This is a genomic window from Paraburkholderia sp. BR10937, assembly GCF_040965695.1.
Classification (GTDB): domain Bacteria; phylum Pseudomonadota; class Gammaproteobacteria; order Burkholderiales; family Burkholderiaceae; genus Paraburkholderia.
Window position 1 is genome coordinate 102,382 of sequence record NZ_JBFRCL010000005.1, and the last position, 23,386, is coordinate 125,767.

The following is a 23,386-nucleotide window of genomic DNA, read 5'->3' on the forward strand; positions in this document are numbered from 1 at the left end:
GACTCTGGAGACGCGGTATGAACTGGAAATTTTTCGCGGCGCTCTCGATTGCCGCACCGATGATTGCAGCGCTGAGCGCATGCGGTGGCGGCAACGGCAGCAGCAGTAGCCCTCCGCTCGTGGAAGCAGCGCTTTGCCCCACCTCGCTCGACTACAACACGGTGTACACCGGTGGTGGCGGCGACGGCGAACTCGTCAAGCTGCAGCTCGACACGGCCAAGATGACCTGGCAGATCACTTACGTCGAATCGCCGATCCCGCAGACCACCGGCACGGTGACGCCCACGCGCAAAGGCCAGATCGCCACCGGCACGCTGACGGCGGAAACCGGCCTCCCCACGGCGAAGCTCAACCAGTGCGCGTTCCGCCTCAATGGCGCGAGTCTCGATCCCAACCGCCCGGCGCGCGTCTTCATCGGCGAAGGCGTGGCCGGCGGCACGATTCCGGGTGCCGAGATCGCGTACAAGGGCTCGGGCGGTATTGGCGTCGTGCCGGACACGACGTTCCCGTACTACCCGTTCATCGGCTTCTCCGCGATCGAAACGAATCTCGCGAACGTCGCCGGCACGTACAGCCAGCTCGGCTATCACCAGGTGCCTTCGCAGAATTTCCAGCCCGCTGCGGTTGACGCGAAGATCTCGATCAACGCCGACGGCACCTGGACCGAATGCGACAACACGGGCGTGAACGCCGGCAAATGCCAGCAGCCCGGCACCAACTTCGCGCAGTCGGCCGATGGCAGCGGCGCGTTCGAAACCGATCACTTCCAGGGGCAGGTCAAGCCGACGCTCGTCACTACGGAGCCGGCCGGCAAGGGCTTCATGATCGTCGGCAAGCTGCGCGGCCAGCTCGTGCCCGTGCTCGTGCGCACCGGCGTGGCGTATCCGCAGGTCGGCATCGATCCGCAGAGCGGCGCCACCGGCCCGGTGGCCGACGACGAATCGGGCATCTCCGTGCTCGCGCCGCAAACGGCCATTGCGCAGGGCTCGCAGAACGGCGAATACATCGGCGTGGACAGCCAGTTCGACTATCGCACGCTCGCGCTGGAAGGCACGCAGGCCACGCTGCTCGATCCGTTCAACGCCTCGCAGGCCGCGCTCGCCACCGCCCTCGATCTGAACTTCGCCCAGACCGTACCGGGCACGGTGACGACCACGCACGTGGGCGCCTCCACTGGCGCGACACCCACCGGCAAGATGATCTTCACGGGCGGCGTGTTCGGCTACCTCGACATGACGACGCCATCGGACCCGTACTTCACGGCCGGCGCGTTCGTTCAGTAAGGATCACGAAGCGATTCTTCGAACAATAGCGGCGCGGCGAACCGCGCCACTCACGAGGTGGCCACTCCCGGTCGTCGCGCAACGCGGCGGCGGCCGGACCACAAAGGCGCGCGCAGCAAAAGCGGACGACGCAGGCCGGGCATCCCGAAGCATGCGTCGCGCCGCCGCGCGCGGGTAAGGCACACCCGCACCTGGGAGGGACATCATGAAACGCATGGCAGTGGCGGCGCTGAGCGCCGGGCTGACGGCGAGTGCGTATGCACAGCACGCCGGCGACAACGTCGTCGCACTCGGCTGGTTTCACGTCACGACGCAGAATTCGAGCACGCCGCTCACCACGGACGTCGCACCCGTGCCGATCAACACGCCGCTGCGGCTGCCTAGTTCGTTCACTTCGGCGGGCACGGGGCTTTCGGCATCGAATGCGGATACGGTCGGCCTCGTCATCAGCCACTTCTTCACGGACCATATCGCGATTACCTCGGTGGCGGGCGTGCCGCCCACCTTCAAGCTCTATGGTCATGGCACGATCAAGCCGCCGGGCCCGGCAGGCGCGCTCGGCAGCCAGAATCTCAGCGACCCGGCGACGAACCCCATTGTCGGCAGCGTGCGCCAATGGAGCCCCGCGCTGATCTTCCAGTATTACTTTCGCGACGCCGATGCGAAATTCCGCCCGTTCCTCGGTATCGGCGTGTCGTACAACTGGTTCTCGGATATCCAGCTCAATCCGAACTTCGTGAAGGCCACCCAGGACGATCTCGGCTCCGTGCTCGCGGCGGGCGCGGGCAAGGCTGGGCAAACGCAGATCAGCGCGAAGGCGTCGTCGTCGTGGTCGCCGGTTTTCAATCTCGGGGCGACCTACAACGTCACGAAGCATCTGGGGATCGTTGCGTCGGTCACCTATATTCCACTGAAGACGACGTCCTCGGTGATCGTCAAGGCCGCGGACGGCAGCGAGCTCGGCGTGAGCCGGGCCGACCTCAAGGCCGATCCGATCATCTCGTTCCTTGCGCTCTCTTACCGCTTCTAGGGGCGCACCGGGCCGGCGCAATGGTGAGGCGGCGCCTGCGCGAAAGGGCGAGAAAGGCCACGGCGAGGCACGGACCTGAGCGTGGACCCAGGCGCGCTCGCGTGGGCCGGGCCGCTCGCGCTAAAATCGCTGCATGCCGAAAACGCCCAAAGCCCCCGTGACCGATACCGCGCCGGAGCGCGTCACCGACAGCGAATACACCGTCGACGAACTCGCTCGCGTGGCGGGCACGACGGTGCGCAACGTGCGCGCCTATCAGGACCGCGACCTGCTCATGCCGCCCGAGAAGCGCGGGCGCGTCGGCATTTACAACGACTCGCACGTTGCGCGGCTCAAGCTCATTCACCATCTGCTCGCGCGCGGCTACACGCTCGCCAACATTCAGGATCTCATCCTGGCGATCGACGACGGCGGCGACCTGCGCTCGATCCTCGGCCTCGAGAATGCGATTGGCGGTCCGTGGTCGCACGCGCGGCCGAAAACTTATTCGCTGCCGCAGCTCATCAAGCTGTTCGGACCGCAAGCGCCGAGCAGCCTTGCGCGCCTCGCGGACCTTGGGCTGCTCGAACGCCAGGGGCTGTCGTTCGTCTCGCGCAATCCGGGCATGCTCGACGCCGCGGCCGCAACCGTGCGCGAGGGCATTCCCGCGCGCGAGCTGCTCGACGTGCTCGAAGAAACGCGTCCGCATTTCGACGCCATCGCGCGCGTGCTGGTGGAAATGGTCGTGCGCCATCTGGACCGCTACGATCGGGGCGCGCTGCCGCCCGCCACGGACATGCCCGCGCTCGTCGACGCGATCTGGCGGCTGCGACCGCTTTCCACGGTGTTCGTCGAGCACGAGATCCTGCGCGCGCTCGAAGCGCAGTCGAGCGACTACCTGGGCGGCCGGGTCGCCACGATCCTCGACAAGACGCTCGGCCGCGAGCGCGCAAGCGAAGCCGCGCCGGCAGCTGCCTCCGTTCCTGCCGCTGCGAAGAAGCGCGCGCCCAAAGCCGCGCCTCGCAAGAGCGCTGGGCGCGCGCCGGCGGCAGCAAAACCGGCTCGCCCGGCGAAGAAAACCGCGCTCAAGAAGCGTTAACCGCGCACGCCCTCCCTGCTGGTTTCTGCTTTGCCGAACATGTGAAAGGCCCCGCCAGGTGGCCTTTCGCGCGCTCGCGCCCCGTTACGCCCCTCCGCTTGTTCATGTGCTAGAGCGCTGAGTCTAGCTCCTTGCGCATTGGCGTCGATCGCACTATGTTTACATCCATCAATGTCACAGTCATAAATGGATCGACAACAGGGAGACGCTCCGGATGAACGCACCCGCCCGTAACGGCGACGCGATCGGCATCGCCATCATCGGCACTGGCTTTGCCGGCCTTGGCATGGCGATCCGCCTGCTGCAAAGCGGCAACCAGGACTTCGCGGTGTTCGAGAAGGCCGACTCCGTGGGCGGCACCTGGCGCGACAATCATTACCCCGGTTGCGCCTGCGACGTGCAATCGCACGTGTACTCGTTTTCGTTCGCGCCCAATCCACGCTGGACGCGCATGTTCGCGCCGCAGCCCGAGATTCGCGCCTATTTGAACCGCTGCGTCGATCGCTTCCGGCTTTTTCCGTGGCTCAACTTCGGGCACGCACTCACGAACGCGACATGGGACGAGGCTGCGCACTGCTGGCGCCTCGCGTTCGCCAATGGCCGGCGCGTCACCGCGCGGGTGCTGATCTCGGGCATGGGCGGCCTTTCGCGCCCCGCGTTGCCGGCGATCGAGGGACTCGACACCTTCGAGGGCAAGACCTTCCACTCGCAACACTGGGACCACGGCTATGCGCTCGAAGGCAAGCGCGTCGCGGTCATCGGCACGGGCGCAAGCGCCATCCAGTTCGTGCCGCAGATCGCGCCGCGCGTGGCGCGGCTCTCGCTCTTCCAGCGCACGCCGCCGTGGATCATGCCGAAGCCCGACCGCGCCATTTCGGGCTTCGAACAATGGCTGTTCCGCACGCTGCCCTTCACGCAAGCACTCGCGCGCGCAGGGCTCTACTGGTTGCTCGAGACGCGCGTGCTCGGCTTCGCGGTGCATCCCGCGCTGATGAGGAACGTGCAGAAGCTCGCGTTGCGCCATATCCGCCACCAGGTGCCCGATCCTGAACTGCGCGCGGTCGTGACGCCCGACTACACGATCGGCTGCAAGCGCGTGCTCATTTCGAACGACTACTATCCGGCGCTCTCGCGCAAGAACGTGCAGGTGGTCACGAACGCGATCGAGCGGGTGGACCGCACCGGCGTCGTGACCGCCGACGGCGTGCATCACGAGGTCGATTGCCTGATCTACGGCACCGGCTTCCAGGTGGCCGACCCATTTCCACCGGGCACGATTGTGGGCCGCGGCGGCATCGATATCGTCGAGACCTGGCGCGACGGCGCTCATGCTTACCTCGGCACGAGCCTGCCTGGTTATCCGAACTTTTTCATGCTGGTCGGCCCGAACACCGGCCTCGGCCACAACTCGATGGTGTTCATGATCGAATCGCAGATCGAGTACGTGCTTGGCGCGCTCGCCGCCATGAAGGACGACGGCGCGGATTCGATCGAGGTACGGCCCTATGTGGAAGCGCGCTACAACGAGCGCATCCAGAACAAGCTTGGCCGCGCGATCTGGTCGGTGGGCGGTTGCAGGAGTTGGTATCTCGACCCGCGCAACGGCAGGAACACGACGCTGTGGCCCGGTTTCACCTGGCGCTTTCGCCGTGCCACGGCGCACTTCTCCCTCGCCGATTACCAGGTCTATCGCGCGCCGCATGCCGCGCAGCACGAAGCGCCGCTCACCGTCGCCACGCAACCCACCGAGGCCGCCTGACCAGGCGCAATCGCCCCACCCGGAGCCCGCCCATGAAACGCTTTGACAACAAGGTCGCCGCCGTCACCGGAGCCGGCTCGGGCATGGGCCGCGCGCTCGCGCTCCAGCTTGCCGGCGCCGGCTGCCATCTCGCGCTCGCCGACCGGAACGCCCCGGCGCTCGAGGAGACCGCTCGCATCGTGGGCGCGCTTGCCCCTTCGGTGCGCGTGAGCACGCACGTGCTCGACGTGAGCGAGCGCGACGCCGTATTCGTGTGGGCCGACGAGACGGCGGCCACGCACGGCGGCGTCAATCTCGTCTTCAACAACGCGGGCGTCGCGCTGTCGAGCACCGTTGAAGGTATGGCGTACAGCGACCTCGAGTGGATCTTGAACATCAACTTCTGGGGCGTCGTGCATGGTACGAAGGCATTTCTGCCGCATCTTAAGGCAAGTGGCGACGGACACATCGTCAATACGTCGAGCGTGTTCGGTCTTTTCGCACAACCAGGCATGAGCGGCTACAACGCGACGAAATACGCCGTGCGCGGCTTCACCGAAGCGCTGCGCCAGGAACTCGACATGATGCGCTGCGGCGTGTCCGCGACCTGCGTGCATCCGGGCGGCATCCGCACGAACATCGCGCAATCGAGCCGCATGGCGCCCAACATGGTGGGCTTCATGGTAGCGAGCGAGCAGCAAGGCAAGGACGACTTCGAGAAGTTTTTCATCACCACCGCCGACGACGCGGCCCGCGCCATCCTGAGCGGCGTGAGGCGCAACGCGCGGCGCGTGCTAATCGGCCGCGACGCGCGTGCGGCGGACTGGCTCGCGCGCACGCTGCCCGCCGCTTACCAGGCACTGGTCGTGATGAGCGCGCGGCGCGAAGCCGCGAAGGCACGCCGCCGCGCCGCGCGCGGGTCGGCCGCCACGCCATGAACAACAGCAGGCACACAACAGGGAGCCATAACATGATGCCGATACGTCGCGACATCCGCTTCGCATTGCCGCCCGAGAGGGCGTGTGACTGGCACGTCGAGGGCGTGCCGGTCACTCACTTCTTCAACGCGCTTTCATTGCTCTTTCCCGCAGGCGAGCGCTTCTTCATGGATTCGGTGCGGCATTATCGCGACCGCATCGAGGACCCCGAACTCAAGAAGCAGGTCATGGGTTTCATCGGTCAGGAAGCGATGCACACGCGCGAGCACGTCGAGTACAACGACTTGCTGCAGGCGGCTGGCTTGCCCGCGCACAAGCTCGACAAGCGCCTGTGGGCCATCCTCAATTTCGCGCGCAAAGTGTTGCCGCCTTCGCTGCAACTCGCGCAGACTGTGGCGCTCGAACACTACACGGCCATGCTCGCCGACCTGCTGCTCGCCGACACGGGCACGCGCATCGAAGGCTCGGTGGCGGGGTACAAGCAGATGTGGCTCTGGCACGCGCTGGAGGAAACCGAGCACAAGTCAGTCTCGTTCGATGTCTGGAATCTCGTGATCGAGCCAGGCGTCAAGCGCTATCTCATGCGAACCGGTACGATGCTCGCCACCACGGTTCTCTTCTGGCTCATCGTGTTCGACTATCATCTCGCGCTCCTGCGCGCGCACCGCCGACGCCAGGGCAAGGTGCGCGGCATGTGGAAGCTCGTGAAGTTTCTCTACGGGCCGCGTCACGGCGTGTTTCCCGGCATCGCGCTCGAATGGCTGCGCTTTTTCAAGCCCGGCTTTCATCCGTGGGATCACGACAACCGGCGGCATCTCGCGCGTATCGACGGCCTCGTTGCGCAGATCGACGAGACCAACGCGCAGTACGCCTCGCGCGCCGCCCCGCGCCGCGTGCCGCTGCATCCGGCGGCAACGCCGCGCGCGGTGTGAGGCAGGGCATGCGCGGCGCGCCCGAACCCGTGTTCGTCCAGTCCGACGACGTGCGCCTCGCGGTGTACGTCAGCGGGCCCGCCGATGCGGCGCCCGTCGTGCTCGTGCACGGCTACCCCGACTCGGCGCGCATCTGGCGCGCGTTGCGCAGCGAACTGGAGACGCGCTTTCGCGTGATCGCCTACGACGTGCGCGGCATGGGGGCTTCCGAAGCGCCGCGTGCGCAGTCTGGCTACGCGCTCGCGCAACTCGCGCGCGATCTGCTCGCGGTCGCCAATGCCATTTGCGGCACACGCGCGTTTCATCTGCTGGCGCACGACTGGGGGTCGATCCAGTGCTGGGAGGCCGTGACCGATCCGGCGAACGCCTCGCGCATCGTTTCGTATACCTCGATTTCCGGTCCTTGTCTCGACCATGTATTTCTCAAGCCGCGCGTTCCCGCGCAATTGCTGAAGTCGTGGTACATCGCATTCTTTCATCTGCCGCTCGTGCCCAAACTCGCCTGGCGGCTCGGCGGCGCGGCGTTGTGGCCGTGGTGGCTGCGCAAGACCGAGCGCGTGCGCGTCGAACCCGATCCCCAGCAGTTGCGCAACGCGCTGAACGGGCTGCAACTCTATCGCGCGAATTTTCTCGCGTGTGCGCGGCGCCCGCGCGAGCGCCGCACACGTATTCCGGTGCAGTTCATCGTGCCGCGCTTCGACCGCTACGTGACCCCGGCCGTGTCCGAAGGCGTCGAGCACTGGCTCGACGCACATCAGCGCGAAATCATCGCCGCGCCGCATTGGGCCGTGGTGAGCGAGGCAAGGCAGATCGCGGCGCGCTTCACGCGCTTTGCTACGTGCGCGTCGTCAGGCGTACAAGGCTTCGAACCCAACCTGCACTCTGAGGACCGCCAGTGAACCCACTTGCCCTGCCTGCCGCGGTCGTTGCCGCCGGCGCTGCGCTCGCCGCGCTCGCGGCATTCTCGCGACGCGCCACGCGCCGCATCGAAGCCGCCGTGCCGATGGACGGTCAACTGATCGACATCGACGGCGACCGTATTCACTACGTCGAATACGGCAGCGGGCCGCCCATGGTCTTCATTCACGGTCTGAGCGGACAAATGCGCAACTTCGCGTGGCTGCCCATGCAGGCGCTCGCGCGCGAACATCGCGTGATACTCATCGACCGCCCAGGCTCCGGCTACTCCACACGCGGGCCGCACTCGTCGGCGACCATCCGCGCGCAGGCGCGCACGGTCGCGCGCTTCATCGAAGCGCTGGGCCTCGAATCGCCGGTGCTCGTCGGGCATTCGCTCGGCGGCGCGATCGCGCTGGCCGTAGCGCTCGATCATCCGCACGCCGTTTCGCGGCTCGCGCTGATCGCCCCGCTCACGCACGTGCAGACCGCGGTGCCCAAGGCCTTTCGCGCGCTCGTGCTGCGCTCGAACACCGTGCGCCGCTTCGTGGCGTGCACGTTCGCTACGCCCATCGGCCTCGCGACCAGTTCCGCGGTCCTCAAGCAGGTGTTCGCGCCCGAGGCCGTACCGGCCGATTTCCGGACGCGCGGCGGCGGACTGCTGAGCTTGCGGCCCAGCGGCTTCTACCACGCCTCGGCCGATCTCATCGCGATTGAAGATGCCGACGATCTCGCGCAGATGGAGCAACGCTACGCACAACTGAGTGTTCCTGTCGATGTTTTGTTTGGACGCGACGACGTCGTGCTGAATTGGACCCGACACGGCGAGGCGCTCAGCCGCCTCACGAGCCAGGTGACGCTCAAGGTGGTGAGCGGCGGCCATATGCTGCCCGTCACCGCACCGTCCACGACCTACGACTGGCTGCTTTCCGCACTCTCGGGCACTGTGCACGCGGGCCACGCGCGCGCGATCGAGGCAGATCAGCCGGGCACGGACATCGATACGCCGGCACCGGGCGTGCTGGGCAATCCGTCCGCGACTTAGCCGGCCTCGCCACGCGGCGTGCGCTGCGTGGCGAGGAAATCGCGAAGCCGAAAAATGCGTCGGCCCGCGTGCGAACGCGCGGGCCGCAAGCATTCATCAAGGGAGACAGGCAATGAAAATTCAGAAAGCGCGGACGTTCATCGCGTGGGCGGCGCTTGCGCTCGCCAGCAGCACGGCATTCGCGCAAGGCAACGGCGCGCAAACAAGCGACGCATCGCAAAGCGCGACGCCTGCCGGCGAAGTCGCGAAACTGAGCGTCGATCAACAGGTGCGCTGGTTGCAGCGCGCACAGAAGACCGACGCGCTCACGAAGCTGGACGACGAGCAGCTCACCGGGCTCTTCGAGGCGTTCGATCCGCTCGTCGTGCCCACGCTCATCAAGCTCGGCCCGGCGGGCTATCCCTCATACGAATTCGTGCTGTCGCGCTGGGAGCGCTTGAACGGCAAGTGGCCCGCGAAGCCCGCGCACATGCTCGTGAAGCTGGAGCACGAGCCGCTGCGCATCTACGCGAAATGGCTGCCCGACAGCGACCATTCGGGCGAGGAAGTGATCTACGACGCGTCGAAGCGCCGCGACGAAATGTACGGGCACCTCGGCGGCCTGCTCGGCGTGATGCCGATGTGGACCGCGCTCGACGGCACGCTCGCGCGCTCGCAGTCGAATCACAAGATCACGGATCTCGGCACCGAATTCATCGTGAGCCAGTTCATGACCGACGCGGAGAAGTACGTGGAAGTGGGCGCGTCCTACAAGCCGCAAGTCGAGGTGAAAACGATAGACGGCGTGCGCGTGGTGGCGCTCACCTATGTTTCGCCGAGCGGCAAGCCGCAGTTCTACGCGAAGAAGCAGACGCTCGGGTTGGACCTGCGGCATCCGTATTTCCGCACCGTCGAAGCCTACGGCGACGACGGGCAGATGTTCGAGAAAATCGTCATCGACAGCATCACGCCGAAGTCCTTCGACGATGAAGCATTCGATCCGAAGAATCCCGATTACAGGTTCTGAAACCTGGTCCGCGAGGAAAAAGGTGAGGCTTTTCGGGAGAAGTGCACGCCGTTCGACTCCTGGAACTCCTCACCTATCGTTGTATCGGTGAACTCACGTTGCGGTGAATGACTCACCGCCGCGTGCTCAACGATACTTCTGCAACTCGGCGTCGGTGATCGGTTGCGCCGGCAGATTCAGCATGCCCGGCAAGTCGTTCAGCTTCGGCAAGCCGCTGACATTGGCCCAGCGTCCACCCGAGCCCTGATAAATAAGCGTAGGCGTACCGTCGAAACCGAGGTCCTGAAAGAGCTTGATGTTGTCGTCGAGCTTGTTCTTGTCGGCGGCGGAAATGTGCGCGAGCGGGGCAATGCCGCCCGATTCGTCTTTCTCCGAGTAGTGCGTTTCCAGTTCCTTGAGCAGCGCGGCGCCGTCTTTCGCCTCCAGCAGCGCGGCTGCCTTGCCCGCCGAATCGGGCTTCAGAAAGCCCATAGGAATCCAATGCACCTGCAGGCCGACCGCTTCATACGGTTGCAGCGCTTTCCACACGAGGTGACAGTAAATACAGTTTGGGTCCATAAAGACATAAAGCGTCGACTTCACGTTCGACCCATTCGCGCCTTCGACGATCGCACTCGCGTTCTGCAGGCTTGCAGCCGCCGTTGCAGGCAACCAGGTGGGCTCAGGCGGCGCGGCAGCGATGGCGCTGGCGCTCATGGCCAGTGCGCCTGCGGCGATCAGCATGCGTGTGAACTTCTTCATTCTTTTCCTCTGGCTTGGATAGCGCGTCACGTCGCGCGCCTGTGAAGCGAAGGCTCGTATCTTAGGGTCGGGCCGTGGCACGTCACTGACGCCAATATGGCAGAAGCGTCAGGTGAGCAGCAAGGGTGAGAGTTTGCGGGAGGACGTTGGCCCCTAAAATTTGAACCGCAACTGAAACCCGATGGTAAACGGCAGATCGTCAGACGGTATCGGCGGAATGACGATGAAATTCACGCCCACGCGCTTGTACGCGACCATCACGATCGGCGCGACCACGGGCCCGATCGTATGGTCGTGGCCAAGACCCCAGTTGCCATAGGTTGTAGCCGGAGATGATGCCGCCCATCGCCGCGAGCCGCACGAAGCCCCAGTGCAGAAACTCGGGCGCCCACACTGCGCCGCCATAATAAGAGGGCCGACGCAAGGAGTTGCGAAAGCCGCCAGCCGTGAGCGCCCACGTATCGCCGGGCCAGCATTCGATGCCGAGGCCCGGGTTGAATTGTTCGAAGTCCTTGTCGGGATGGATGTGGTACGAGCCCACCATCGCATCGACCCACAGTCCCGAACTACACCAGTTCGCCGCGTGCGCCGGCTGCGCCGTGCCGAACAGCAGCAGCGGCAGGAGCAGCAGGGCAGCCGCCGCGCCGCGTTTCGTTCTCTTCGATTGCGTGTTCGCTCGCGTTGTCGCGTTCGTTGTCGTTATGGTTGTTGCGCCACCTTGCTTCTGCCAAAACCGCATGGGCTCTCCGTCCGTTCTTGCGCCGATCCACCCGGGGATCGCCTGTTTTCTGATTGCTGGTTCGCGGTGAATGACGAACTGTACCGCAACCCGATGCGTGCGCAATGGAGTCCAGGCTCGGATCGGGCAACTCGCTCGTCGCTGGCATGGTGCCAGCGTAGCGAGTCGTCCCGATGAACGCGAAGCGTCAGAGGCCGAGCTCGGAGAGGCCCGGATGATCGTCGGGACGGCGCCCGAGCGGCCAGTGATAGAGACGATCCGCCTCGCGGATCGGCAGGTCGTTGATCGATGCGTGGCGGTGCGCCATCAGGCCGTTTGCGTCGAATTCCCAGTTTTCGTTGCCATACGAGCGAAACCAGCTGCCCGAATCGTCGTGCCACTCATAGGCGAATCGCACCGCGATGCGATTGTTGGTGTACGCCCACAGCTCCTTGATCAGGCGATAGTCGAGTTCGCGCGCCCACTTGCGCGTGAGAAGTTCGACGATGGCCTCGCGGCCCGTCACGAACTCGGCGCGATTGCGCCACACGCTTTGCGGCGTGTACGCAAGCGAAACGCGTTGCGGGTCGCGCGTGTTCCAGCCGTCTTCCGCGGCGCGCACTTTCTGCATGGCGCTCTCGCGCGTGAACGGCGGCAGCGGCGGACGCACTTCGGGCGAATCACTCATGGTCTTGCTCCTTGCGTTGGATGGCGCGCCGGGACGGTGCGCGCAATGGGGATCGGTTTTGCGATTGGCTTGGGGAATCGGAACCGCTTTTCGGTGCGAGGGTGTCGAGCAACGATCTGCCTGCCGCGCGTGCGTCGAGCGCCGCATCGGCGTCGCCGCTGACGAGCGCCACGCCGATCGCGCCGTCGATCAGGATCAGCCATTGCCGCGCGAGGCGGGAGGCGACCCGGCGATCGACGCCAACGCTCGCGGCCCACGCCTCGCTCTGTTCGCGCACGAAGTCGAGCAGACGCTCCTTGTGTTCGCGCGCGACCACGCGCACGGGGTCGTCGGGCGCCGCGATCTCGCCCGCGGCGTTGAGAAACGCGCAACCGTGAAAGCCTTCGGACGTGAACCACTCGCGCAATACGTCGAACATGCCGACAAGACGTGCCTGCGGCGTGCGTCCGCGCGCGCGCGTGCCGGCGATGAACCAGCGCATCCAGCGCTCGTCGCGCCGCGAAAGCGCAGCCGCGACGAGCGCGTCCTTCGATGCGAAATACGTGTAGAAGCTCTTGCGCGCCGCACCCGCCGCGCGAACGATCGCATCGACGCCCGTTGCGTGAATGCCGCCCGCGTAGATCAGCGCCTCGGCGGCTTCGAGCAGGCGCTCGCGCGCGTCGGCCTGCGGCGCTTCTGCGTTCGCTTCGGGGTTCGTTACAGCGGACGGGCTCATGGCTAGTCTCGTTCAGTGCGATTGCGGCTGGGTGGCGAAGATCAGCGGGAGAATGATCGTTCTCCCAGTCCGCAATGTAGAACGATCATTCTCTGAAGTCAAGACACTTTGCTGTCGCGCGCGCCGCGCTGCGCGCTTAGGCGACACCAAAGCTTGCGTCCAGAAACCGCGAACACGGCCGCCACGACCAGGGTGAGGCCCAGTACGCGCGGGAGCGCAAGCGGCTCGCCGAGCAGCACCGTGGCCAGCGCCACGCTCGAAACGGGCGCCACCGCGGTAAAGACTGCGGCGTCGCCGCCCGGAACGCGCGCCGCACCCGCATACCACAGCCAGAATCCGGCAACGGTCGGCACGAGTGCGTAATACGCCACGCCAAGCAAGGCGTTCAATGGCACGGTGTGAGCCGCACCAAACCAGCCGGGCAGCGCGCACAAGCCCGCTACGACGAAGCCGATTCCCGTCATCGCGCTCGCCTGCGCAAGGGGCGGCCACGGTTGCGAGAGCCGTTTGTTCAGCAGGACGAACAGGCTTTCGCACACGACCGCACCGAGGATCATCGCGTCGCCCGTGAGAGAGCGCGCGCCATCGCGATGCTGGCCGGGCGCGAGTGTGACCAGCGCCACGCCGAGGCTCGCGATCGTCACCGAAACGAGCGTACTTGCGCGCAGCCGCTCGCCGAGCACCAGCGCCGCGGTCAACGCGCAGACGGCCGGTAGCGTGCCGAGGATGATGCCGGCATCGCTCGCCGAAGTACACTGCGTGCCCGCGATCAGCAAGACTGTATAGCCGACGCTGCCGATCGCAGCCTGTGAGACGAGCAACAGCGCGTCGCGCAGGCCGGGACGCGGAAACGCCGTACCGGTGACACGCATGAGCAGCAGAAAGACCGGCAACGCCATCCCGAAGCGCAGCGCGGTGGCAGGCAGCGGATCGAGCCCGGCACCAATGGCCTTGCTCGCGATGACCGTGCTGCCGACGGTGAGCATGGCCGCCGTCAATTGCGCCTGCGCGACGGATCGGGGGGAGAGGGTCAAGCGCCGCGCGTTTTCGCGCGACGGCAATCGGTTCGACATGGAGCGCTCCTCGTGGTGATACGCCTGTATAGGCTCACCACGACGCGCCGTCTTGGATCGTTGTGCGTCAGCGCGTGACGCGCGTGCGACTCATGCCGCGCGCGCGAGCCGGTAACGCCCCGGCGATACGCCGAACTGCCGCGCGAACGCGCGGTTGAGGTGACTCTGGTCGCAGAAACCGGCGGCCAGCGCGGTCTGCGCCGGGGCATGGCCCGCCTTGAGCAGGCGCCGCGCGAGCGCCACGCGGCGATGCAGGATGTAGCCGTGCGGCGCGACACCGAACGCACGCAGGAAGCCGCGATGGAGCTGGAAGCGGCTCAGCCCCGCCGCCTGTGCGAGTTCGGCGAGTGAGAACGGCTGGGCCGGATCGGTGTCGATCATGTCGCGCACGCGCGCAAGCGACGTGGGTGCGCACTGCGCGAGCACTCGCCGGTGGCCGAGCGCCTCGACGAGCCGCGTCATCACCTCGAGCGCAGCGGTGTCGAAGGCCATCTGCGAGAGGTCGCTGCTCTGGTTGGTTACGTGGGTGAACGCCGCATCGAACAGCGCGCGCAAACGCGGTTCGCTGATCACCGGCGCGTGCAGCGCAAACGCTGCATCGTCACCTTGCGTGATGTCGGCTTGCAGCGCGTCGACCCAGCGCGGCTCGAAATAGAGCATGCGCCACGTGCGCCCGGCGGCGTCGAGCGGGCGGCCGTCGTGCACCTCGCCCGGGTTGACGAGGATGAGGTCGCCCGGCACGGCCTCGACCTGGCCCGCATCGCTCAGCGAAACATGGCCACCGCGATCGATCACGCCAATGCCGTACTGGTCGTGCGTGTGACGCCCGAACGCGCGCGCCGTGGCGGCCGTCATCGCGTCGACGTCGCGCACGAGCGTGGCGTGAAAACACACGGCGTGATTCGTGGCTGGCATGCTCGGCTCTCCGCTCGTTCGGGCTCCAATCGGCGTATGAGACCCGAGTTTCGCGCGGCGCGCAATGTGCGCGTGACCTGGACGATGAACTGCGCGGTTCGCCGTGATCCGGCCCCGTCGCGTTATGCTTCGCGAACTGGATGGAAGAAACGCACGTCGCCAAACGTCCTTACGGGTGTCGGCGAGTCAAAGGGAGATGAGATGAAAGACCGGCCGCTGGTAACGCTTGCGCCTCTCGTTCGCGGCTCGCGCCGCGCCTTCTGCGTGGCGCTGTGCGCAGCGAGTCTCGCCGCGTGCACGCCGCTGCGCGTCGTCACGCACAGCGTGAGCCGCACGGAAACCGACGTGCCGGCGGGACATTACGTGATGGACGCGCATCACTGGAGCGTCGTGTTCGACGTCGATCACTTCCACTACACGCGCTTCGTCATGCGCTTCGACCGCGCACAGGCGACGCTCGACTGGCAGGCCGGCGGCCTCGAAGCGGCCACGGTCGACGCGAGCATCGACGCCACGAGCCTCGACACCAACGTCGGCGCACTCGACACCATGGTGAAAGGGCCGCAGATGCTCGATGTAGAGCGCTATGCGCAGATCCGCTTCACGAGTACGCACTTCGAGCGCACGGGTGAGGGGCGCGGCACGCTCACCGGCAATCTCACGATCCGCGGCGTGACGCAACCAGTCACGCTCGACGTCACCTTGAACGGCTACGCGCCGAATCCGCTCACGAAGCAGCCCACGCTCGGCTTCACCGCGTCGGGCCACTTCAAGCGCTCGGCGTTCGGATTGACGAGTTGGTATCCGGCCGTGGGCGACGAGATCGACGTGCGCATCGAGGCCGAATTCGAGCAGCCGGCGCCGGGCGCAGCATCGTAAAAGCCACTCACCAAATCAATGCGCGATCAGGCCGTGGTCCAGTCGAGAATGACCTTGCCGCTCTCGCCCGAGAGCATCGCCGCGAAGCCCTTCTCGTAGTCGTCCACGTTGAAGCGGTGCGTGATGATGGGCGAGAGATCGAGCCCGCTCTGCAGCATTGCGACCATCTTGTACCAGGTCTCGAACATCTCGCGGCCGTAAATGCCCTTGATTTCCAGCCCCTTGAAGATGACCTGGTTCCAGTCGATGGCGGTTTGCGCGGGCGGAATGCCGAGCAGCGCCACCTTGCCGCCGTGGTTCATCGATTCGAGCAGCGCCGTGAACGCGCTCGGCACGCCCGACATTTCGAGGCCCACGTCGAAGCCTTCGGTCATGTGCAGTTCGTTCATCACATCGCGCAGCGACTCGTGCGCCACGTTCACGGCGCGCGTCGCGCCCATCTTGCGCGCAAGCTCGAGCCGGTAGTCGTTGACGTCCGTGATGACGACGTTGCGCGCGCCCACGTGCTTCGCGATCGCCACGGCCATGATGCCGATTGGCCCCGCGCCCGTGATCAGCACGTCCTCGCCCACGAGGTTGAACGACAGCGCTGTGTGCGTGGCATTGCCGAACGGATCGAAGATCGCGGCGAGCTCGTCGGAGATCTCGGGCGGAATCTTGAACGCGTTGAAGGCCGGAATCACGAGGTATTCGGCGAACGCGCCTTCTCGATTCACGCCCACGCCCGTGGTATTGCGGCACAGGTGGCGCCGCCCCGCGCGGCAGTTGCGGCAAAAGCCGCAGGTGATATGCCCTTCGCCCGACACGCGGTCGCCAATCTGGAAGCCGCGCACCTCCTGGCCCATCTCGACGATCTCGCCCACGTATTCGTGGCCCACGTGCATCGGCACCGGAATGGTCTTCTGCGCCCAGTCGTCCCATTTCCAGATGTGGATGTCCGTGCCGCAGATCGCGGTCTTGCGGATCTTGATCATCACGTCGTTGTGGCCGACTTCGGGCTTCTTCACGCGCGTGAGCGTGAGTCCGGGCGCGCGTTCGAGTTTGGCGAGTGCCTTCATTTGATTCGCAATCCTTGTTAAATCACGCCGAGCTGCCTGCCGACGCGTGCAAACGCCTCGACGGCGCGCCCGATCTGCGCGGACGTGTGGGCGGCGCTCATCTGCGTGCGAATGCGCGCGCGGCCCTTGGGCACGACGGGATACGAAAAGCCGATGACGTAGACGCCCTCGTGCAGGAGCGCGTCTGCCATTTTCGAGGCGACCTGGGCGTCGCCGAGCATCACCGGAATGATCGGGTGCTCGCCGGGCACGAGCGTGAAGCCGAGCGCGCTCATTTCGCGGCGGAACTGCGCGCCGTTCTCGCGCACCCGGCGGCGCAGTTGCGCGCCTTCGTCGCTTGCGATCAGTTCGAGCACCGCAAGCGTTGCGGCCGCGATGCTCGGCGTCAGCGTGTTCGAGAAAAGATAGGGGCGCGAGCGCTGGCGCAGCAAGTCGACGACTTCCTGCTTCGCAGCGATATAGCCGCCCGACGCGCCGCCCAGCGCCTTGCCGAGCGTGCCGGTAATGATGTCCACGCGCTGCAGGACGCCGCAGTGCTCGGGCGTGCCGAGCCCGTGCTCGCCGATGAAGCCCACCGCGTGCGAGTCATCGACCATCACGAGCGCGTCGTAGCGGTCCGCGAGATCGCAGATGCCCTTGAGGTCGGCGATGATACCGTCCATCGAGAACACGCCGTCGGTGGCGATCAGCTTGTAACGTGCGCCGGCTTCGTCCGCTTCTTTCAGCTTTGCTTCGAGATCCGAAAGATCGTTGTTCTTGTAGCGATAGCGGCGCGCCTTCGAAAGACGCACGCCGTCGATAATGCTCGCGTGATTGAGTTCGTCGCTGATGATGGCGTCTTCTTCGCCAAGCAGCGTTTCGAAGAGGCCGCCGTTCGCGTCGAAACAGCTGGAATAGAGAATGCAGTCTTCGGTTTGCAAAAACGTGGCGAGCGCGCTTTCGAGCTGCTTGTGCACGGTTTGCGTGCCGCAGATGAACCGCACGGACGCCATGCCGAAACCGTCGCGCGCGAGGCCGTCCTGCGCGGCGGCGATGAGCCGCGCGTCATTGGCGAGGCCGAGGTAGTTGTTCGCGCAGAAGTTGAGCACGTCGCTGCCGTCTGCGAGCCGGATATCGGCCGACTGCGGCGTGGCGATCACGCGCTCGTTCTTGTAGAAACCGTCGGCGCGGATCTGGTCGAGCGTCGCGCGCAAGTGGTCGAGATACGGGGTACGCATGAATCGTGCTCCTCACATCGCGGCGGCCTGCCGCAGTTCTGCTGCGGTGCTATAGTCGCCGTCAGCCGTTGGCGAAAATTTCCTTTATTTCGAACCTAAGTTCGATATGTCGAACGCACTCTAATCGATGAGGCCGTGAATGGCAAGCACCCGCAAACCGCGAACCGCCCCAGCGGGCGCTGTTCCTGACGCACCGGCGTCGGCTGCGTCGGCTCCAACCAACGTACTGCCTGCATCCGCCATACCCGCCACCACGCCGCCGCGCGTGGGCGAACAGATCCAGCGGCTGCGCACCGAGCGCAAGATGACGCTCGACGACCTGTCGCGCGCCGCGGGCGTCTCAAAATCCATGCTATCGGAAATCGAGCGCGACAAGGCGAACCCGACCATTGCCGTGGCCTGGCGGCTCACGAACGCGCTAGGCGTCAAACTCGATTCGCTGTTCGCCGCCCCGAAGGCGCCCGAAGCGATCGCCGTGGCCGGGCCGCACGACATCCCGACGCTGCACGGCCACGACGCGGGTTACCAGCTGCGCGTGTGGGGGCCCATCGAGCTGGCCGGCCACTTCGAATGGTATGAACTGACGCTCAAGCCGGGCGGGGCGCTGGTTTCGGCGGCGCACGAACCGGGCACGCGCGAGCATCTCACAGTGCTGCAGGGAAGCATCGAGGTGGAGGCGGCCGGCGCGGCACAGCGTCTGAAGGCCGCGGAAACGGCGCGCTACATCGCCGATCGGCCGCATGCGATCCGCAACATCGGCAAGGGCGAGGCGCGCGCGCTGCTGGTGGTAATCCACGGCTGAGTGTGCGCTTCACCACTCGTCCTGACCGAACGGATGAGGCTGCGCGATCGGCCTGACTACTGTATATTTATACAGTGAAAGTCCGACTGGAGCCGTCGATGTCCCTCCCAACCGAACTGCCGCGCGAGTCCGCTCTGGCGGCCTTGCGCTTTCAGGCCGCCGCGCGCGACCTCGAACACATCGTCCGCAACATCGCGCAGCGCTATATCGCGCGGCAGGTGCCGCTCACCTGGCGCCTGCTGCATGCCATCGAGGCCGAAGCCCTCGCGGATCTCGGCTTCGCCAGCCGCCACGACGCCCTCATGCTGGGCCTCTTTCAGCGGCCGGGCGACCTCGCGTGGCCGGAAACGGACGAGACCGTCGACTTCGGACAATCCAACGCGCTGCCGGCTGTATTCGCGTTCGCCGTGTCGGCCTACGAACGCGCCGCGCAAGGCGCGGAAGAATCGCGCCGGCAGGCAAGACGCCACGACGCTGTGCGGCGTGCGAGGGCCTGGGGTGGCTGATCGCAGGGCGGCGAGGCATCGCACGGAACAATAGCGGCGGCCATGATCGCTCTATCGCTATAATGGTCCTGTAACGCAACTAACGGAATGATAGAGATGGCGTCCTCCACTTCCTCACGCGACCTCTTCGACCAGCAACGCCAAGACTGGCAGCGCGACCCTGTCGCCGCGTTCGATGCCTGGCTCGCCTCACAGGACTTGCGCCGTTCCTCCGCCGAGGTCTATCGCGTGCAATGGGGACGCTTTCTCGAATGGCTCGCACTCAAGCGCAAGACGATCATGACCGTGGATACCGGCACGGTCGCCGAATTCGTCGCGAGCCTCGACGTGAAGAAGCCGCAACGGCTTCGCTACCTGCGGCTCATCGAGCGCGTGCTCGATCACGTGCGCGAAATCGAACTCGCCTCGACGAATCCGGCGCGCTTCATCGCCCAGGACGGCGAAGCCGCATGGCGCAACGCGCGCGAAAACGAACCGACCGGCTTCCTTGCGCCCGCCGAGCGCGCCGCGATCATCGGCCAGTTGTTCTCGCCGCTCGTCGAGCCATCGGCTGCGAAACGATGGCGCGAACGCCGCGACCGCGCGCTCGTTGCCATCTTTCTAGGCGGCGGATTGAAAACGGGAGACGCAATCGCGCTCACGCTCGATTGCGTGGCGATCGGCTCGGAGTGGGTCACGATCGAAGCCGCCAACCCGGCGTTCACGCGCGTCACGCGACTGACGCCGTTCGCCGTCGACGTGCTCGGCGCCTGGCTCGAAGCGCGCCGCCTGGCTGGACTGCCGGGACAGCTGGTGTTTCCGGGCTCGCCCTCGGGGCGCCCCATGCACAAGGCCACGGTACTGCGCGCCATCGACGCATTGATGGAAGCGGCGGGCGTGGCGGAAACGCGCGCCGAACGCGCGAGTCCACAAACCTTGCGCAACACGTTCGCGGCGGACCTGTTCGAGCGCGGCGTCGATACCGATCAGGTAGGGCAGTGGCTCGGCTTCCTGCAGCCGATCTCCGCAGGGCGGCTCCATCGCGCATGGAAAACGTGGGCGGAACGCGAGGCGTCCCAGCACATCTCTACGCAAGGGGACGAAGCGTGAAACGCCGCTTCGGCCGGCGATTGGGCATTTGAGAGGCGCGTGCGCGCCTCCCGTAAAAGCTCACGTCAAGCCTGTTCGTGCGAATGCTTGCCGGCCATGAAGCGCGCGTACGCCGCGAGCTTCGACGCCCCCGTTCCCGAGGTGTGCTCGCACTCCGGGCACGTGAATTCGAAACCCTCGTCCACTTCGGACAACTCCGGTTCCCCTTCGTGACAGTTAGGACAACGCGCGGGCAAGGCGACGTGACCATCGACCACGGTGCCGAGGTTCGCCAGTTCGGTCGCGCGCAGCCGGCCCGCGGCGGCGAGTGAACACAGCAAGGACGCGACCGAGGTGTCGAGTTCCTGCTGTCCGCGCAATGCCGTGACCTGGCGGGTGAGCACGTCCACTTCGTCGGAGCGTTCGCGCAGCACCGCATCGAGCCGGTCGGCGCGGGCCTTCGCCGTCGCCAGTTGCTGGATGAAATCGAATTCCTTCTTGCTGGCATCGCGCTGGGCCGCCTGCCACGTCGACGACATCGTACGCAACGAATCCAGTTCGACCAGCATCGGCTTGACGCGCCGTTCGGCCTCGGCGAGCGCGTCCTTGATCTGCTGCGCGTAGTGCTCGGTGCTCTTGCGCATTTCCTCGTGCAAGCCGTCGATGCGATCGCGCAACCCCGCATTGGTGGTCTGCTCCGCCTCAACCCGTTTGCGCAGGGCGTCGTTTTCCATCTCCAGACGCTGTACCAGCACTTCGCGGTTGCCATGTGCCGCGACGCCCTGGGCGGATGCCGCGGCGAGCTGGCTTTCGAGTTCGCGCACCCGCTCATAGGCAGCTTCCACGCGCGCTTCGCTGCGTTGCAGCATCTCATCGGCGGCTGACCGACGGGCCTCAGCCTCCCGGGTCGCCTGCTCGGCATTGAGGCGGCTGGCTTCGAATTCCGTGCGTTCCGCCTGCAGGGCTTCGCCCGCGACCGCGAGCGCTTCCTCGAAAAGCGCGCCCAGCAACTCGCCGGCGCGCTCTTCCAGCGCGGGGGGAATGGCTCCCGCGCCGACACGCACTTTGGAAGTCGCGCGAATGCGCTGCCAGAAAAGCTCGATGTCCTTGGGGATGTCGCTGGCGCTTCCGGTTTGGGTCAGCTCACGGACAGCAGCCATCGAAGGCTTGATCTCGAAATCGAAGAACAAGCGTTTGCAGGCGTGTAAGGACAGTTCCTGCCTGCGTGCTCCGTTTTTGCGCAAATGCTCGATTTCTTCGCGGATAGTCTGGCGGTCCTGGTCTCGCATATTCGTCTTCTCGGCAGGGGAGTGGACGAATAATAACAAATTACGTTCTATTTGCTACGTTTTTGAATCTCGAGATTGCCGGGGATGGCAAAATGGCGCTCATAGGGCCTTTATCTCGTCGCGAGAGGCAATCAGCGTGGGACTTCCGTGAAACAAATCGAACTTTATTTCATAAGCCCTTGTAAACGCGCGAATTTCTCGCTTGATTCTACTGCGATCCGTTGTTTCACGCGAGCGGCCTCGAGGATCTGGCGCGGTGTCTGGTTTGGGATGTGGATATCTCGGGTAGCTCGCGGGGGGATTCTTGCTTGAGAGATATAAAAGTAAACACCCTTGATACCGGTTAAAAACGTTAACGCCACGGCAAATCCTTACCTGGCGGGACTTTCCGGCCGATCAGGTGAAGCTTTACGGGACCCTGGGTGAGCGCCTGCGGGACAGATGGGTGGCGGGCTTCGGGAACGCCGGTGAGCCGCTGCAGGAGAGGACGTGAGCGGGTTCAGGAGCGGGGGGATTCTTGACTACCCGGCAAAGGTGAGGCGATACGGGAAGCGACGACCGGGCGGATCACGTATGGCCGGGCCTGGCCTGGATGTTACGGGAAATGCAACGGTGAGCGGATTCGGGAGCGGCGATTGGCGCCATTTTTCGGCTAAATCGAGGGGCTAAAACGCGTGGGGTGAGAAGGATCGGGAAAAAATGCGGATCGAAGGTGAAGTTTTTCGGGAGCCGACGCGCGAAATCGGGCGAAATGGGCGCTTTCGGGGTCCGGAGGTGAGCTTTTTCGGGGGCTTGCACGCGAGCCGCGCGGATCTGCCAGCTGCCCGCAGGACGTTCGCGAAGACTTTTCGCGACATAAGGTGAGGATTTTCGGGAGATTGTCGCAGTGCCGCGAAACCAGAGGCGTCCGTTGGCGCCAGGAGGGATAAGGTGAGGCTTTTCGGGGGCGCTTTTTGGCACATTTCCTGCCGAAGGTGAGTAGATTCGGGAGAAAGTTGGTGTTCACTGCGCTGCAGACGCCGAGATTACGGGTTCGCGGATGATCTCGCTCTCGGTTGTAATCCAGCATGGGTGAGAGTTTTCAGGAGGGTTTTCCCGGCAAATTCTCACGTGGCTGAATTTTGCGTCGCGATCTGCGGTGAGGGAATGCGGGGGCCGGTATCGCCGTCCCGCGCCTGCCACGCATGTGGATAAGTTACGGAATCCATTGATTTTTTCTTTCCGGTGCCATGAATGGTGAGGATTTCCGGGAGGCGCCACGACGGTGCAGCGAAACCGTACCTGGACGCGAAAGGTGAGGGTTTTCAGGGGCGGTTGCGGCATAGCAGCCGCGGCGACGGCCTTTGGGAGCGGATCGGTGTGGTTGGTCCGCGCGACGACAGGTGAGGCTTTTCGGGACGCTTCAGGCACTTTTGGGCGCCGCGCCGATGATTAGGTGCTTCGATCGCAATGTCGGGCCGCTTTTGTCGTCACAATTGGGGCTTTCCGATCGCTTTGTCCCGGCGACACGCCATGTTTTGTTGCAGTGCGATCGCCTCATTGCGTGTGTTTAGGTTGGCAACCGGCCGGTCGCCAGGATTTCGCGACCATCGACGGACTTTTTTCACGTCCGCGCGAAAATATTTAAGGTGAGCGAATACGGGAGCCGATGTCGACCTCTGGCATACCGGCAGAAATGCGGAATCCAGCCGGATCGTGCATGACGCAAAGCGCCCCGCCGGATGGGCGTCTGGCCAAAGGTGAGGCGATACGGGAAGGTGTCGCGGTGAG

At 65.2% G+C, this 23,386-nt stretch carries 21 protein-coding genes and 1 pseudogene; 13 read left to right on the forward strand and 9 right to left on the reverse strand.

What is annotated here, in order from left to right:
• Window positions 1-17: 17 nt before the first annotated feature.
• From AB4Y44_RS06165 to AB4Y44_RS06205, 9 genes are all read left to right on the forward strand, one after another.
• Window positions 18-1,283, forward strand: a complete 1,266-nt coding sequence (locus AB4Y44_RS06165) for a DUF2957 domain-containing protein (protein WP_342919159.1) — start codon at window positions 18-20, stop codon at window positions 1,281-1,283.
• A 205-nt stretch (window positions 1,284-1,488) separates the two neighbouring features.
• Complete coding sequence (locus tag AB4Y44_RS06170) at window positions 1,489-2,313, forward strand: OmpW family outer membrane protein (protein WP_342919158.1); 825 nt, start codon at window positions 1,489-1,491, stop codon at window positions 2,311-2,313.
• A 133-nt stretch (window positions 2,314-2,446) separates the two neighbouring features.
• Window positions 2,447-3,391: a MerR family transcriptional regulator gene (locus AB4Y44_RS06175; protein ID WP_342919157.1), complete on the forward strand. Its 945-nt coding sequence runs from the start codon at window positions 2,447-2,449 to the stop codon at window positions 3,389-3,391.
• A 214-nt stretch (window positions 3,392-3,605) separates the two neighbouring features.
• Window positions 3,606-5,150 (forward strand): flavin-containing monooxygenase, encoded by a 1,545-nt coding sequence (locus tag AB4Y44_RS06180; protein ID WP_368698986.1) that lies wholly within the window; start codon window positions 3,606-3,608, stop codon window positions 5,148-5,150.
• A gap of 32 nt (window positions 5,151-5,182) precedes the next feature.
• Window positions 5,183-6,067, forward strand: coding sequence for an SDR family NAD(P)-dependent oxidoreductase (locus tag AB4Y44_RS06185; protein ID WP_368698987.1), 885 nt, complete (start codon window positions 5,183-5,185; stop codon window positions 6,065-6,067).
• Between the two features lie 32 nt (window positions 6,068-6,099).
• Window positions 6,100-6,999 (forward strand): metal-dependent hydrolase, encoded by a 900-nt coding sequence (locus AB4Y44_RS06190; protein WP_368698988.1) that lies wholly within the window; start codon window positions 6,100-6,102, stop codon window positions 6,997-6,999.
• An 8-nt stretch (window positions 7,000-7,007) separates the two neighbouring features.
• On the forward strand, window positions 7,008-7,898 hold the full coding sequence (locus AB4Y44_RS06195) for an alpha/beta fold hydrolase (RefSeq protein ID WP_368698989.1): 891 nt from the start codon (window positions 7,008-7,010) through the stop codon (window positions 7,896-7,898).
• On the forward strand, window positions 7,895-8,941 hold the full coding sequence (locus AB4Y44_RS06200) for an alpha/beta fold hydrolase (RefSeq protein WP_368698990.1): 1,047 nt from the start codon (window positions 7,895-7,897) through the stop codon (window positions 8,939-8,941). The genes AB4Y44_RS06195 and AB4Y44_RS06200 overlap by 4 nt, the downstream gene beginning before the upstream one ends.
• Window positions 8,942-9,053: 112 nt before the next feature.
• Entirely contained in the window at window positions 9,054-9,947 is an 894-nt protein-coding gene (locus AB4Y44_RS06205; RefSeq protein WP_368698991.1) for a DUF1571 domain-containing protein, read from the forward strand.
• Window positions 9,948-10,073: 126 nt separating this feature from the next.
• Here AB4Y44_RS06205 and AB4Y44_RS06210 read toward each other — a convergent pair whose 3' ends face one another.
• The 6 genes and pseudogenes from AB4Y44_RS06210 to AB4Y44_RS06235 form a co-directional block, all read right to left on the reverse strand.
• Window positions 10,074-10,688, reverse strand: coding sequence for a thioredoxin fold domain-containing protein (locus tag AB4Y44_RS06210; protein WP_342919150.1), 615 nt, complete (start codon window positions 10,686-10,688; stop codon window positions 10,074-10,076).
• A 153-nt stretch (window positions 10,689-10,841) separates the two neighbouring features.
• Window positions 10,842-11,319: pseudogene (locus tag AB4Y44_RS06215) on the reverse strand (hypothetical protein).
• Between the two features lie 295 nt (window positions 11,320-11,614).
• Window positions 11,615-12,094, reverse strand: a complete 480-nt coding sequence (locus AB4Y44_RS06220) for a nuclear transport factor 2 family protein (protein ID WP_342919148.1) — start codon at window positions 12,092-12,094, stop codon at window positions 11,615-11,617.
• On the reverse strand, window positions 12,087-12,809 hold the full coding sequence (locus tag AB4Y44_RS06225; RefSeq protein WP_368698992.1) for a TetR/AcrR family transcriptional regulator: 723 nt from the start codon (window positions 12,807-12,809) through the stop codon (window positions 12,087-12,089). Before AB4Y44_RS06225 ends, AB4Y44_RS06220 begins: the two co-directional genes overlap by 8 nt.
• Window positions 12,810-12,907: 98 nt before the next feature.
• The gene (locus AB4Y44_RS06230; protein WP_368698993.1) at window positions 12,908-13,882 is read right to left on the reverse strand and encodes a DMT family transporter; all 975 of its coding nucleotides are present in this window, start codon (window positions 13,880-13,882) and stop codon (window positions 12,908-12,910) included.
• A gap of 90 nt (window positions 13,883-13,972) precedes the next feature.
• Window positions 13,973-14,797 carry an AraC family transcriptional regulator gene (locus AB4Y44_RS06235; RefSeq protein WP_368698994.1) on the reverse strand — a complete coding sequence of 275 codons (825 nt, stop codon included), beginning with the start codon at window positions 14,795-14,797 and terminating at the stop codon, window positions 13,973-13,975.
• A gap of 201 nt (window positions 14,798-14,998) precedes the next feature.
• Here AB4Y44_RS06235 and AB4Y44_RS06240 point away from each other — a divergent pair, with 201 nt between their 5' ends.
• Window positions 14,999-15,676 (forward strand): YceI family protein, encoded by a 678-nt coding sequence (locus AB4Y44_RS06240; RefSeq protein ID WP_342919144.1) that lies wholly within the window; start codon window positions 14,999-15,001, stop codon window positions 15,674-15,676.
• A gap of 26 nt (window positions 15,677-15,702) precedes the next feature.
• On the opposite strand, the gene tdh is transcribed toward AB4Y44_RS06240, so the two are convergent.
• Together tdh and AB4Y44_RS06250 are read right to left on the reverse strand one after the other, a co-directional pair.
• Window positions 15,703-16,734 carry an L-threonine 3-dehydrogenase gene (gene tdh, locus AB4Y44_RS06245; protein WP_368698995.1) on the reverse strand — a complete coding sequence of 344 codons (1,032 nt, stop codon included), beginning with the start codon at window positions 16,732-16,734 and terminating at the stop codon, window positions 15,703-15,705.
• A 17-nt stretch (window positions 16,735-16,751) separates the two neighbouring features.
• Window positions 16,752-17,951 (reverse strand): glycine C-acetyltransferase, encoded by a 1,200-nt coding sequence (locus tag AB4Y44_RS06250; protein ID WP_368698996.1) that lies wholly within the window; start codon window positions 17,949-17,951, stop codon window positions 16,752-16,754.
• A gap of 139 nt (window positions 17,952-18,090) precedes the next feature.
• Here AB4Y44_RS06250 and AB4Y44_RS06255 point away from each other — a divergent pair, with 139 nt between their 5' ends.
• From AB4Y44_RS06255 to AB4Y44_RS06265, 3 genes are all read left to right on the forward strand, one after another.
• A complete protein-coding gene (locus tag AB4Y44_RS06255) occupies window positions 18,091-18,753 on the forward strand; it encodes a helix-turn-helix domain-containing protein (protein WP_368698997.1) in 663 nt (220 codons plus the stop codon).
• A 98-nt stretch (window positions 18,754-18,851) separates the two neighbouring features.
• The gene (locus AB4Y44_RS06260; RefSeq protein ID WP_342919140.1) at window positions 18,852-19,259 is read left to right on the forward strand and encodes a DUF2471 family protein; all 408 of its coding nucleotides are present in this window, start codon (window positions 18,852-18,854) and stop codon (window positions 19,257-19,259) included.
• 96 nt (window positions 19,260-19,355) lie between these two features.
• Entirely contained in the window at window positions 19,356-20,348 is a 993-nt protein-coding gene (locus AB4Y44_RS06265) for a tyrosine-type recombinase/integrase (protein ID WP_368698998.1), read from the forward strand.
• 65 nt (window positions 20,349-20,413) lie between these two features.
• On the opposite strand, the gene AB4Y44_RS06270 is transcribed toward AB4Y44_RS06265, so the two are convergent.
• Complete coding sequence (locus tag AB4Y44_RS06270) at window positions 20,414-21,616, reverse strand: DNA-binding protein (protein ID WP_368698999.1); 1,203 nt, start codon at window positions 21,614-21,616, stop codon at window positions 20,414-20,416.
• Window positions 21,617-23,386 lie beyond the last annotated feature (1,770 nt).

Excerpts from the sequence above, each read along its gene's own strand:
- AB4Y44_RS06225 (WP_368698992.1), bottom strand. The coding sequence starts at position 12,809 with ATGAGCCCGTCCGCTGTAACGAACCCCGAAGCGAACGCAGAAGCGCCG.
- AB4Y44_RS06180 (WP_368698986.1), top strand. The coding sequence starts at position 3,606 with ATGAACGCACCCGCCCGTAACGGCGACGCGATCGGCATCGCCATCATC.
- AB4Y44_RS06190 (WP_368698988.1), top strand. The coding sequence starts at position 6,100 with ATGATGCCGATACGTCGCGACATCCGCTTCGCATTGCCGCCCGAGAGG.
- AB4Y44_RS06220 (WP_342919148.1), bottom strand. The coding sequence starts at position 12,094 with ATGAGTGATTCGCCCGAAGTGCGTCCGCCGCTGCCGCCGTTCACGCGC.
- AB4Y44_RS06170 (WP_342919158.1), top strand. The coding sequence starts at position 1,489 with ATGAAACGCATGGCAGTGGCGGCGCTGAGCGCCGGGCTGACGGCGAGT.
- AB4Y44_RS06210 (WP_342919150.1), bottom strand. The coding sequence starts at position 10,688 with ATGAAGAAGTTCACACGCATGCTGATCGCCGCAGGCGCACTGGCCATG.
- AB4Y44_RS06265 (WP_368698998.1), top strand. The coding sequence starts at position 19,356 with ATGGCGTCCTCCACTTCCTCACGCGACCTCTTCGACCAGCAACGCCAA.
- AB4Y44_RS06175 (WP_342919157.1), top strand. The coding sequence starts at position 2,447 with ATGCCGAAAACGCCCAAAGCCCCCGTGACCGATACCGCGCCGGAGCGC.
- AB4Y44_RS06195 (WP_368698989.1), top strand. The coding sequence starts at position 7,008 with ATGCGCGGCGCGCCCGAACCCGTGTTCGTCCAGTCCGACGACGTGCGC.
- AB4Y44_RS06165 (WP_342919159.1), top strand. The coding sequence starts at position 18 with ATGAACTGGAAATTTTTCGCGGCGCTCTCGATTGCCGCACCGATGATT.
- AB4Y44_RS06185 (WP_368698987.1), top strand. The coding sequence starts at position 5,183 with ATGAAACGCTTTGACAACAAGGTCGCCGCCGTCACCGGAGCCGGCTCG.
- AB4Y44_RS06235 (WP_368698994.1), bottom strand. The coding sequence starts at position 14,797 with ATGCCAGCCACGAATCACGCCGTGTGTTTTCACGCCACGCTCGTGCGC.
- AB4Y44_RS06230 (WP_368698993.1), bottom strand. The coding sequence starts at position 13,882 with ATGTCGAACCGATTGCCGTCGCGCGAAAACGCGCGGCGCTTGACCCTC.
- AB4Y44_RS06240 (WP_342919144.1), top strand. The coding sequence starts at position 14,999 with ATGAAAGACCGGCCGCTGGTAACGCTTGCGCCTCTCGTTCGCGGCTCG.
- AB4Y44_RS06270 (WP_368698999.1), bottom strand. The coding sequence starts at position 21,616 with ATGCGAGACCAGGACCGCCAGACTATCCGCGAAGAAATCGAGCATTTG.
- AB4Y44_RS06260 (WP_342919140.1), top strand. The coding sequence starts at position 18,852 with ATGTCCCTCCCAACCGAACTGCCGCGCGAGTCCGCTCTGGCGGCCTTG.
- AB4Y44_RS06205 (WP_368698991.1), top strand. The coding sequence starts at position 9,054 with ATGAAAATTCAGAAAGCGCGGACGTTCATCGCGTGGGCGGCGCTTGCG.
- AB4Y44_RS06255 (WP_368698997.1), top strand. The coding sequence starts at position 18,091 with ATGGCAAGCACCCGCAAACCGCGAACCGCCCCAGCGGGCGCTGTTCCT.
- tdh (WP_368698995.1), bottom strand. The coding sequence starts at position 16,734 with ATGAAGGCACTCGCCAAACTCGAACGCGCGCCCGGACTCACGCTCACG.
- AB4Y44_RS06250 (WP_368698996.1), bottom strand. The coding sequence starts at position 17,951 with ATGCGTACCCCGTATCTCGACCACTTGCGCGCGACGCTCGACCAGATC.